This is a genomic window from Yinghuangia sp. YIM S09857 (assembly GCF_051388915.1).
Taxonomy (GTDB): Bacteria; Actinomycetota; Actinomycetes; order Streptomycetales; family Streptomycetaceae; genus Yinghuangia.
The window spans coordinates 419,841-430,539 of sequence record NZ_JBPKBH010000001.1 but is presented as its reverse complement, the minus strand read 5'-3'; the positions used below and the strand labels follow the sequence as shown (position 1 = coordinate 430,539).

Here is a 10,699-nt window from a genome sequence, read left to right as displayed (position 1 = left end):
GCTGTGGGCCGCGGCGGCTGGTGTCACAGGTACTGCCCGGTGTTGGCGACGGTGTCGATGGAGCGTCCGGTGTCGGCTCCCTGCTTGCCGGTGACGAGCGTGCGGATGTAGACGATCCGCTCGCCCTTCTTGCCGGAGATCCGTGCCCAGTCGTCGGGGTTGGTGGTGTTGGGCAGGTCCTCGTTCTCCTTGAACTCGTCGACGCAGGCGGCGAGCAGGTGGGAGACGCGGATGCCCTTGTGGCCCAGTTCGAGGAAGTCCTTGATGGCCATCTTCTTGGCGCGGCCGACGATGTTCTCGATCATGGCGCCGGAGTTGAAGTCCTTGAAGTAGAGCGTCTCCTTGTCGCCGTTGGCGTATGTCACCTCAAGGAAGCGGTTCTCCTCGCTCTCGGTGTACATGCGCTCGACGGCGCGCTGGATCATGTTGACGACGGTCGTGGCGCGGTCGTCGCCGTGCTCCTTCAGGTCGTCCTCGTGGAGCGGGAGGTTGTTGGTGAGGTACTTGGCGAAGATGTCCTTGGCCGCTTCGGCGTCCGGACGCTCGATCTTGATCTTCACGTCGAGTCGGCCCGGGCGCAGGATGGCCGGGTCGATCATGTCCTCGCGGTTGGAGGCGCCGATCACGATGACGTTCTCCAGGCCCTCGACGCCGTCGATCTCGGACAGCAGCTGCGGGACGATGGTGTTCTCCACGTCCGAGCTGACGCCCGATCCACGGGTCCGGAAGAGCGAGTCCATCTCGTCGAAGAAGACGATGACGGGGGTCCCCTCGCTGGCCTTCTCGCGGGCCCGCTGGAAGACCAGGCGGATGTGCCGCTCGGTCTCGCCGACGTACTTGTTGAGGAGTTCCGGCCCCTTGATGTTGAGGAAGTAGCTCTTGCCCTGTTCGCTGCCCTGTCCCTTGGACTCGGCCACCTTCTTGGCGAGCGAGTTGGCAACGGCCTTGGCGATGAGCGTCTTCCCGCATCCGGGGGGGCCGTAGAGCAGGATGCCCTTGGGCGGCCGGAGTTCGTGCTCCTTGAACAGATCCGGGTGGAGGTACGGCAGTTCGACCGCGTCGCGGATCATCTCGATCTGGTTGCGCAGACCGCCGATCTTTGTGTAGTCGATGTCCGGCACCTCTTCGAGGACCAGCTCTTCGACCTCGCTCTTGGGGACGCGTTCGTACACGTACCCGGAGCGCGGTTCGAGGAGCAGGGAGTCCCCGGCCCGGAGCGGGCCGTCGAGCAGCGGTTCGGCGAGGCGCACGACGCGCTCCTCGTCGGTGTGCCCGATCACCAGGGCCCGTTCGCCGTCTTCGAGGAGTTCCTTGAGCATCACGACGTCGCCGATCCGCTCGAACTCCAGGGCGTCGACCACGTTGAGGGCTTCGTTGAGCATGACCTCCTGGCCACGCTGAAGCTCGTCGAGGTCGAGGTTGGGGCTGACGTTCACACGGAGCTTTCGGCCTCCGGTGAAGATGTCGGCCGTGCCGTCATCGTTTGCGTTCAGGAATACGCCGAATCCGGAAGGTGGCTGCGCGAGCCTGTCCACCTCCTCCTTGAGGGCCACGATCTGATCGCGGGCCTCGCGGAGCGTCGCCACCAGCCGCTCGTTCTGCGTGGTCAGACCGGCGAGGCTGGTCTGGAGCTCGACAATGCGCTCCTCCAGCATCCTCGTCTGACGCGGCGAGTCGGCGAGCTTGCGACGCAGGACGGCGACTTCCTGCTCAAGAAAGGACACCTGGCTCATGAGGTCGTCCGTACCCCGAGCCGGCCTCCCGCCACGGTTCATGTCGTCGTCGTGGGCTGCCACGGTCCTCACCTCCTCCTGGGAGCTGCGACGTCTCCGACCCTACCTGTGGCAGGAGGGGTTGAAACCCCTTGATCAAAAGACGGTGCGGGCGTGTCCGATCTTCACCCTTGCGATTGCCCCCACTGTTGTGAGGGGCAGATACCCACCGGACAACATCAAGAAGCCGTCGGCGGTAGGGTCTCTTGGTCGGTTCCTGATACGAAACGGTGAAGTGCGAGGCCGGATGTCCACCGAGAATGAACCGCTTGAGGTGTGGATCGACCAGGATCTTTGCACCGGTGACGGAATCTGCGTGCAGTTCGCCCGCGAGGTGTTCGAGCTCGACATCGACGGCCTGGCGTACGTGAAGGGCGACGACGACGAACTGCGTACGGAGGCAGGCGCGGCCGTTCCGGTCCCGGCCCCGCTGCTGGTGGAAGTGATCGACGCCACACGCAAATGCCCAGGTGAGTGCATTCATGTCCGGCGTGTGTCGGACGGCACAGAGGTCTACGGGCCGGACGCCGCCTGACCGTTGGCGCGCCGTGGTGGGCCGTCGCGACGGTCGTCGGAGGCCCGGTGAGCCAGCCCGCGTGGGGCATGCCGCGGGACGGTCAGGGCGTGAGGACCCGGGTCTCCTCCGTGTCGGGGCAGCAGCGCGGCACGTCGTCCGTGGACCAGCCCTGCAAGGTGGCCTGAATCTTTCCGTCGCGGACGGCGAATTCCTTGACGAGACGGTCCTCGCCGGGCGAGAGCAGCGTCCCGACGAGTGCGGCGCCGCCGTTCGGCGCGAGCGCGTAGGTGTAGAGCCCGTCGGGCGCGGTGCCGGATCCGGCGGCGCAGCGGACCTGGACGACGTATGTGCGCCCTTCCGCGCCGAGGGGCCGCGCGTCCCGGACGTCGAAGGGCGCGCCGGGGCAGTCGAGTGGGTACGCGACGGTGGCCCAGTCGACGGCCGCGCCGCGGTCGGCGTCGCGTCCCGTCTGCGGCTGGCCGGCGCGTGATTCGCCCGTGGCGGCCCCGGCGGGAGTCGCGTTCGCGGCCGCACTCGGCGCGGCCTCGGGAACGGCGTCGTCGGGTTCCAGGGTCTGCGGGGGCCGGGTGCGGTCGGCGGGTTCGATGATCTGGGGTTCGCGGTGCCCGTCGGCGGGTCCGGTGATGCCGGGGCGTCCGCCGTCGAAGCTGGAGGCGGCCCAGATGGCGACGCCGCTGATGCCGGTGAAGAACAGGATGACGATCGCGAGCGCGAGCACGACGGAGTTCTTGACGTCGGGCTTCTGCACGCGCGGGGCTGGGGCGGCGACGCGCAGGACGTCGGCGCTGCCGGGTGGCGCGGTCGGGGCGGGGCCGCTCGCGGTCTCCGCGGGGGTGGTCTCGGAGGGCTCCGGGCCGTTGTGTGCGACCCCTGACACGGTGTGTTCATCCGCCACGGACGGCAACGTTAGTGGGCCCGCCGTGTGCCGTGAAGAGCCACGGGAAAGACGGCGCGGAAGACGGTGCGGCGGTTCCGCCCGGTTGGGCGGAACCGCCGGATTCGCGGCGTGCGCGGACGACGCGGTGCGCCGGTCAGGGCTTCCGGTCCGAGTTCCGGTCAGACCTCGGGTGCCTCGTAGTCCTCGCCGTAGGAGCCCTTGGACGGGCGGCGTCGGCGCATCGGGGCCTCGACGCCGTCGGCCATGCGGCGGGCGGTCACGAGGAAGCCGGTGTGGCCGATCATGCGGTGGTCGGGGCGTACGGCCAGGCCCTCGACGTGCCAGGTGCGCACCATCGACTCCCAGGACTGGGGTTCGGTGAAGCAGCGCATGGCGCGCATGGTCTCGACGGTGCGGGCGAGCTGCGTCGTGGTGGCGACGTAGCAGCAGACCAGGCCGCCGGGGACGAGGGCCTTGTGCACGGCCTCCAGGCACTCCCAGGGGGCCAGCATGTCGAGGATGACGCGGTCGACGTCCGTCTCGGCCAGGTTGTCCTGGAGGTCGCCGACGGTGAGGCGCCAGGCGGGGTGGGGGCCGCCGAAGTACCGCTCGACGTTCTTCTTGGCGATGTCGGCGAAGTCCTGGCGGCGTTCGTACGACGAAAGCTGCCCGTGGTCGCCGACGGCGCGCAGGAGGAAGGTGCTGAGCGCGCCGGAGCCGACGCCCGCCTCGACGACGCGCGCGCCGGCGAAGATGTCGGCCATGGCGATGATCTGGCCCGCGTCCTTCGGGTAGATCACCGCGGCTCCGCGGGGCATGGACAGGACGAAGTCGGGGAGCAGGGGCCGCAGCGCCAGGTAGTCGAAGTTCCCGCTGGACCGCACGACGGTGCCCTCCGGGGCGCCGATCAGTGCGTCGTGGGGAAACGATCCCTTGTGGGTGTGGAACGCCTTGCCCGCTTCGAGGGTGAAGGTGTGGTGGCGGCCCTTGGGGTCGGTCAGCTGCACTTGGTCCCCGACCTGGAAGGGCCCGCGACGGCGGGCTGCGCCGGTCGGTTCGGACATGGGGACCAGCGTACCGGTCACCGGGTGTTGCTCCTGCCAGGGGATCTCCTCTCCGGTCACCCACCGCATAACATCGACGACGTGAGTGTTTCTGGCGGGCCGCAGGGCCGGGGCGGGCAGCGGGACGGGGCGGAGGCCCCGGGTGGCGGTGCCGCGCGCGGCGGGGGCCTGTTGATGGGGCGGCCGTTCGGCGTGCCGGTGTACGTGTCGTCGTCGTGGTTCGTGATCGCGCTGGTGATCACGCTGCTCTTCGCCCCGACGTTCGAGCGGCTGTTCCCGCAGTTGGACTCGTGGAAGTACGCGATCTCGTTCCTGTTCGCGGTGCTGCTCTACATCTCGGTGCTGGTGCACGAACTGGCCCACGCGGTCACGGCGCTGCGCTTCGGGCTGCCGGTGCACCGGATCACGATCCAGTTCCTCGGCGGGGTCTCGGAGATCGACAAGCCGCAGACGGCGGGCCGCGAGTTCGCGGTGGCGGCGGCGGGGCCGGCGTTGTCACTGGTTCTGGCGGGCGGTTTCTGGGGCATCGGCCTTGCGCTGGACGTGGATTCGCTGACCGGCCGCATGGTCGCGCTGCTGGCGGTGTCGAACCTGATGGTGGCGGTGTTCAACCTGCTGCCGGGGCTGCCGCTGGACGGCGGCCGGATGCTGCGTGCGGGCGTGTGGGGCGCGACGAAGCGTCCGATGGCCGGGACGGTGGCCGCGTCCTGGGCGGGCCGTGTGCTGGCCGTGGCGGTGTTGTTCGCGGCCGTGTGGTGGTCGCGCAACGACTCCTCGTGGATCCGCGTCTACACGGTGGTGTGCGGCGGCCTGATCGCCGGGTTCATGTGGACGGGGGCGATGCAGTCGCTGCGCGCGGAGCAGTTGCGCGAACGCCTGCCCGCGTTGCGGGCGCGCACGCTGACCCGCCGGGCGATCCCGGTGGCGGCGGACCTGCCGTTGGCGGAGGCGCTGCGGCGGGCCGGGGAGGCGGGCGCGCGGGCGCTGGTGGTGGTGGACGGCAACGGCGCTCCGATCGCGCTGGTCCGCGAGTCGCGGGTGGTGGACACACCGGTGCAGCGGCGTCCGTGGGTGGCTGTCGGGCCTTTGGCGCGCGACCTGTTGCCGGGGATGCGTGTTCCGGTGGATCTGGCAGGCGAGGACCTCCTGACGGCGCTGCGGACGACTCCGGCGAGCGAGTATCTGGTGGTCGAGCCGGACGGCAGTATTTACGGCGTGCTGTCGCGCGGCGACGTCGAGCAGGCCTTCATGCGGCTGCTGTCCCGCTCCCCCGCGAAGGCCTGAGGGCGCAGCGCCCGCAGCGCGTCAGCGCGGCGTGATGGTGACCGTGTACGACGTCCCGGGGCGGCCGTTGGCCGACACCGCCACGGTCTGGCCGTGTGCGTGCCAACTGCCCTTGCGGCCTTCGACGGTGACGCGGTAGCCGTGCGGGTAGACGTCCCGGGGAACGGTGATCTCGGTGGGTCCGCGCGTGTCGGCGCGGGTGGTGTAGGTGATCCGGTACGTGCGCGTCGCCGCGTCGTAGGCGTATGCGGTCGGGTTCCCCGCGACCGCGCGGGCGTACGGCTGCACGAGCAGGTCGTGGTTGGGCTTCAGATGCCCCTCGGCGGTCAGGGTGCAGTAGCCCCCGCCGCGGCACCACTGCCAGTTGGTCCAGCCGGTGGAGAAGCGGTCCATGGCGGCGGTCATGCGCGTGAAGAAGGTGCGCATGTTGGGGAGGGTCGGATCGGGCGGTCCCCACTCCCCCACGATGACGGGCATGCGGTGGCGGGCCGGGTAGTCGCCGATGGCGGCTTCGTACGCCTCGATGAACGTGCCGTCCGGGTCGTAGTCGGCGCCGCCTTCCATCGCCGTGTCGTAGAAGTGCGGTGCGTAGGCGGCGCGCGGGTCGTCGATGGGGCCGAGGGCGGTGGGTACGCCGAGGCCGACGATGACGGTGGGTTCGACGAAGATCCAGGAGCGGCGGTCGACGAGGCGTACGGCGTCGGCGAGGCGGTTCCAGAGGTCGGTGAGCTGCGTGGACTCGAAGCGGGCGGCTGCGGTGGGGAGGTCTTCGCCGTCGCGGAACTTCGCGAAGGGCTCGTTCATGAGGTCGTAGCCGATCAGCGCGGGGTGGCGGCCGAGGGCGGCGGCGACGGTGGTCCACATGCGGGCGTGGGCCTTGCGGAGGTCGCCGTCGGTGTAGAGGTGGTCGAACGCGGCTTGCACGGACGGTTGGAAGTACTCGGAGAACCAGTCGTCGGGGTTGCGCTCGTAGGGCAGGCCGTCGTCGCGGGTGGTCCAGGCGGGTGCGCCGCGGTGGCCGCCGAAGTACGGGCCGTAGACGTCCTGGTGGGCGTCCAGCATGACCTTGATGCCGTAGCGGTCGGCCCAGTCCATGATGCGGCGCATCTTGCCGAGGTACGCGCGGTCGTAGTGGCCGGGGGCGGGTTCGAGGTCGTCCCAGAAGAACACCAGGCGCGCGAGGTTGAAGCCACGCCGTGACATGTCGCGCAGGTCGCGCTCCTGGATGTCGGCGAAGGCCTCGGGCCCGCGGTGGCCCTTGTCGGCGAGGTTGAAGCCGCGCCATTGGGTGGCGCGGCCGCGGTCGTCGGCGATGTAGGTGCGGTCCCCGACGGTGACGCGGTCGGGGGTGCGCGGGCCGTGCGAGTCGGGGTGTGCGACCGCCGGGGCCGCCGGAATGAGGGCGACGAGGAGCGCGATGGCGGCGGTGATGACGTACCGCAGGGACGTGGGGCGCATGCACGGACCCTTCGAGGCGACGGGTGGGGCGGTGGTGCACGGGCGGGTGGGATGTTACTGGCGGTAGCGCCAACTTCCCAGACACGGCCCGGTGTTGACTCGTACGGGCGTTCGTTCGAACACGTCGCCTTCACCGTTCCGGGGCACTCCGGGGCACGGGATGCGGCGTTGTCCGCCGGTGGCCGTACGCTGCTGGCCATGAGTACGACCGGAACCGACTCCCCCACCACGGGCCCCGCACCCGACTCGCGCGCGGTGTCGTTGTCGCCGTCGCGCGCGAGCGACTTCAAGCAGTGCCCCTTGCTGTACCGGTTCCGGGTGATCGACAAGCTGCCGGAGAAGCCGAGCGCCGCGGCGACCCGGGGCACGGTCGTGCACGCCGTGCTGGAGCGGCTGTTCGACATTCCGAAGGGCGAGCGCACACCGGAGGCGGCACTGCGCCTGTTGCGCCCGGCCTGGGACGAACTCCTGGTGAGGCGCCCCGAGTTGGCGGAGCTGTTCGACGACGGCAGCGGCGGGATCCGGGTCGAGGAGCTGGCCGACTGGCTGGCGGGCGCGGAGAAGCTCGTCGAGCGGTATTTCACGCTGGAGGACCCGAACGCGCTGGAGCCCGCGCGGCGCGAGCTGTACGTCGAGGCGCCGCTGGAGGGCGTCGACGGCGGCCTGACGCTCCGCGGCTACGTGGATCGGCTGGACGTCGCGCCGAACGGCGACCTGCGCGTGGTCGACTACAAGACCGGCAAGGCCCCGTCGCAGCAGTTCGAGCGCAAGTCGCTGTTCCAGATGAAGTTCTACGCCCTGGTGCTGTGGCGGCAGCACGGCCGCCTGCCGCGCCGCCTCCAACTGGTGTACCTGGGCAGCGGCGACGTGGTCTGGTACGACCCGGACGAGTCGGACCTGCTCGCCGTGGAGCGCGAGCTGCGCGCGTTGTGGGAGGCGATCCGCGAGGCGACGCGCACCGGCGACTGGCGCCCCAAGCGCACGCACCTGTGCGGCTGGTGCGACCACCAGGCCGTGTGCCCGGAGTTCGGCGGCACTCCCCCGGAGTACCCGCTGCCGATCATCCCCGCGCAACAGCGCGAGGACTGACCCGGCGCGGGTAGGCCCGAGGCGTCCCGCCGCACCCGCACACCCGCCGACTCCTCAACCGAGGCCCGGCTACAGCGCCCCGGGCCGCACCAGCCCGCTCTCGTACGCGTACACCGCCGCCTGCACCCGGTCGCGCAGCCCGAGCTTGGTGAGCACGTGCCCGACGTGCGTCTTGACCGTGGTCTCGCTGACGAACAGCTCCGCGGCGATCTCCGCGTTGGACATGCCCCGCGCGACCAGCCGCAGCACCTCGACCTCGCGCTCGGTGAGCATGGCGAGGGTGTCCGGGGTGGGGTCCTCGGCGGCGGGCAGCCGGGCCGCGTACATGTCGAGCAGGCGCCGCGTGATGCTCGGCGCGAGCAGCGCGTCGCCGTCCGCGATGACCCGGATGGCGGCGATGAGGTCGTCGGCGGGGACGTCCTTGAGCAGGAAGCCGCTGGCCCCCGCGCGCAGCGCCTCGACGACGTACTCGTCGAGGTCGAAGGTGGTCAGCACGAGGACGCGCGCGGTGCCTGCCGCGGGCGGCGCGCCCGCCTGGCCCGACCCGGCGATGCGGCGGGTGGCCTCGACGCCGTCCATGCGCGGCATGCGGATGTCCATGAGGACGACGTCGGGCTGGAGCGTGCGGACGAGTTCGACCGCCTGGAGCCCGTCGGCCGCCTCGCCGACCACGGCGATGTCGGGCTCGGCTTCGAGGATCATGCGGAACCCGGTGCGCAGCAGCGGCTGGTCGTCGACGAGGATCACGCGGATCGTCATGCTGGATTCTGCTCCAGTCGGTCGGGTCGGTCGGTCCGGTCCGCGCGGTCGCCGCGGTCCGGCCGGTCGGGGCGTTCGGCGCGTTCTCCGGACCGGGTCGCGGGTCGGTCGCCGGGGGCCAGCGGGATGCGGGCGAGGACTTCGAATCCGCCGCCGGCGCGGGGTCCGGCGTACAGGCGTCCACCGTAGAGGGCGACGCGCTCGCGCATGCCGAGGAGGCCGTGCCCGGTGCGCTCGCTGTCGCGGGTGTCGAGGCTCGCGGCGGCGCCGCGGCCGTCGTCGGCGACGCGGACCAGGATCTCCTCGGGGCGGTAGCGCAGCAGCACGCGCGCGCCGGCGGGCCCGGCGTGCTTGAGGGTGTTGGTCAGCGCTTCCTGGATGATGCGGTACGCGGCGAGGTCGATGCCGGGCGGCAGTTCGGTCGGGACGCCCTCGATGGACAGCTCGACCGACACCCCGGCCTCGCGGACCTGCTGGACCAGTACTTCGAGCGCGTCGAGGCCGGGCTGCGGGGCGTTGTGGCCCTCGTTGAGCTGGACGGTGCCGCCCGCCTCCTCGTCGTTGCCGCGCAGGATTCCGACGAGGCGGCGCATCTCGACGAGGGCGGCGCGGCCGGTCTGCTCGACCGCCGCCATGGCCTCGCGGGCGCGGTCGGGGTTGCGGGCGATGGTGCGCTGCGCCGCGGAGGCCTGCACGGTCATGACGGACACGTGGTGGGCGACGACGTCGTGGAGTTCGCGGGCAATGCGGCCGCGCTCCTCGGCCAGCGCGGCCCGGGTGTCGGCCTCGCGGGTGTGCAGGAGCCGGTCGGCGCGGGCTTCGAGTTCGGCGGTGTAAGCGCGGCGGAACCCGACGCTGCGGGCGAACGCCCAGACGGCGAACAGCGCCGCGAGGTTGGCGAGCACGTCGACGAAGCCGATGTTGCGGCGGCCGATGGCGAGCCAGATCATCGTCGTGCCCTCGGCGAAGAACAGCGCGAAGGCGGCCGGGATGCGCGGCCTGCTGACGGCGGCGCTGTACATCGCGACGAGCTGGCCGAGGCTGGCGCCCGCGGCGCCGTAGTGGTTCCCGGCGAGGATGAGGAACGGGACCGTGACGGCGATCAGCACGCGCAGCGAGTGGCTGGAGCGCCACAGCAGCGGCAGGACGCACAGGATCGCCAGGACGATGCCGAACGCGTCGGGGTCGCGGCGCGCGTCGTTGCCCAGGTCGTCCATGAACAGGCCGCCGATGGCGAGGGCGCCGAGGATGACGACGAGGAGGACGTCGAGGGGGGCCGGTCGGCACAGCACCGGCCGCTCGCCCTGGCGCAGCTCGTCGAGCCAGCCCGTGGCGTGGTCGCGCAGCCGGCCCGCGCGCGTCGCGGGGACGGCGGGCGGGTCGGCCGGGGCGGGCGTGCCGGTGCGCGCGTCGTCGTGGGCGGGTGTCACAGGTCCACCGTAGAGGCTGTGACCAGGAGATTTCGCCCTCCGGGGGAGGTCTCGTCCGCACGGAGGACGCGGGTGGGGCGGTTGTGCGACCTGGGGAGGAGCGGCGGCGTGCTCGGCGTGGAGCAGGGCGGGTCGCGGCGGGATGTCGAGGGATTTCCCTGACGACGGTCTACCCGCGTTGCCGACAGACTGACGGTGCACGGGGGATCCACCGCGGTGGAGGCCCCGGCACCCCGGACGTCGGTTCGCCGGCGTCCGAGCCGTAAGAGATCCACGGGGGGTCTTCTGCGGCTACCCGGTCGCGGGGGCGGGCGGGAGCACGGGAAAACGGGGGCCGCACCCCACGGGGAGCGGCGGATTGCGCGGGGCCGGTCGTCGGCGATGGGGAGATCGCCGAGGACCGGGTCCGGCGGCCCGGACGGGGAGGG

The 10,699-nt window shown here is 71.3% G+C and carries 9 protein-coding genes; 3 read left to right on the top strand and 6 right to left on the bottom strand.

All coding sequences use genetic code 11. From position 1 onward, the window contains the following. Positions 1-23 precede the first annotated feature (23 nt). Positions 24-1,796 (bottom strand): proteasome ATPase, encoded by a 1,773-nt coding sequence (arc, locus tag ACRX5S_RS01875; protein WP_436770886.1) that lies wholly within the window; start codon positions 1,794-1,796, stop codon positions 24-26. Between the two features lie 223 nt (positions 1,797-2,019). Between arc and ACRX5S_RS01870 the strand changes: the two genes are divergently transcribed. Beyond that, positions 2,020-2,307, top strand: coding sequence for a ferredoxin (locus ACRX5S_RS01870; protein WP_436770885.1), 288 nt, complete (start codon positions 2,020-2,022; stop codon positions 2,305-2,307). A gap of 82 nt (positions 2,308-2,389) precedes the next feature. Here ACRX5S_RS01870 and ACRX5S_RS01865 read toward each other — a convergent pair whose 3' ends face one another. Together ACRX5S_RS01865 and ACRX5S_RS01860 are read right to left on the bottom strand one after the other, a co-directional pair. Further along, positions 2,390-3,187 carry a hypothetical protein gene (locus ACRX5S_RS01865; protein WP_436770884.1) on the bottom strand — a complete coding sequence of 266 codons (798 nt, stop codon included), beginning with the start codon at positions 3,185-3,187 and terminating at the stop codon, positions 2,390-2,392. 179 nt (positions 3,188-3,366) lie between these two features. Next, positions 3,367-4,251 (bottom strand): tRNA (adenine-N1)-methyltransferase, encoded by an 885-nt coding sequence (locus ACRX5S_RS01860; protein ID WP_436770883.1) that lies wholly within the window; start codon positions 4,249-4,251, stop codon positions 3,367-3,369. Positions 4,252-4,332: 81 nt separating this feature from the next. On the opposite strand from ACRX5S_RS01860, the gene ACRX5S_RS01855 reads away from it, so the two are divergent. Further along, a complete protein-coding gene (locus ACRX5S_RS01855) occupies positions 4,333-5,535 on the top strand; it encodes a site-2 protease family protein (RefSeq protein WP_436770882.1) in 1,203 nt (400 codons plus the stop codon). Between the two features lie 21 nt (positions 5,536-5,556). Here the strand turns inward: ACRX5S_RS01855 and ACRX5S_RS01850 are convergent, their stop codons facing one another. After that, positions 5,557-6,993, bottom strand: coding sequence for a cellulase family glycosylhydrolase (locus ACRX5S_RS01850; protein WP_436770881.1), 1,437 nt, complete (start codon positions 6,991-6,993; stop codon positions 5,557-5,559). 198 nt (positions 6,994-7,191) lie between these two features. On the opposite strand from ACRX5S_RS01850, the gene ACRX5S_RS01845 reads away from it, so the two are divergent. Beyond that, positions 7,192-8,082 carry a RecB family exonuclease gene (locus ACRX5S_RS01845; RefSeq protein ID WP_436770880.1) on the top strand — a complete coding sequence of 297 codons (891 nt, stop codon included), beginning with the start codon at positions 7,192-7,194 and terminating at the stop codon, positions 8,080-8,082. Positions 8,083-8,151: 69 nt separating this feature from the next. Here the strand turns inward: ACRX5S_RS01845 and ACRX5S_RS01840 are convergent, their stop codons facing one another. Together ACRX5S_RS01840 and ACRX5S_RS01835 are read right to left on the bottom strand one after the other, a co-directional pair. Beyond that, entirely contained in the window at positions 8,152-8,841 is a 690-nt protein-coding gene (locus ACRX5S_RS01840; protein WP_436770879.1) for a response regulator, read from the bottom strand. Then, positions 8,838-10,271 (bottom strand): histidine kinase, encoded by a 1,434-nt coding sequence (locus tag ACRX5S_RS01835; RefSeq protein WP_436770878.1) that lies wholly within the window; start codon positions 10,269-10,271, stop codon positions 8,838-8,840. Before ACRX5S_RS01835 ends, ACRX5S_RS01840 begins: the two co-directional genes overlap by 4 nt. Positions 10,272-10,699: the final 428 nt, after the last annotated feature.

What these genes read in the sequence shown, in the direction of transcription:
- ACRX5S_RS01860 (WP_436770883.1), bottom strand. Translation starts at nt 4,251, where the DNA reads ATGTCCGAACCGACCGGCGCAGCCCGCCGTCGCGGGCCCTTCCAGGTC.
- ACRX5S_RS01870 (WP_436770885.1), top strand. Translation starts at nt 2,020, where the DNA reads ATGTCCACCGAGAATGAACCGCTTGAGGTGTGGATCGACCAGGATCTT.
- ACRX5S_RS01845 (WP_436770880.1), top strand. Translation starts at nt 7,192, where the DNA reads ATGAGTACGACCGGAACCGACTCCCCCACCACGGGCCCCGCACCCGAC.
- ACRX5S_RS01840 (WP_436770879.1), bottom strand. Translation starts at nt 8,841, where the DNA reads ATGACGATCCGCGTGATCCTCGTCGACGACCAGCCGCTGCTGCGCACC.
- ACRX5S_RS01850 (WP_436770881.1), bottom strand. Translation starts at nt 6,993, where the DNA reads ATGCGCCCCACGTCCCTGCGGTACGTCATCACCGCCGCCATCGCGCTC.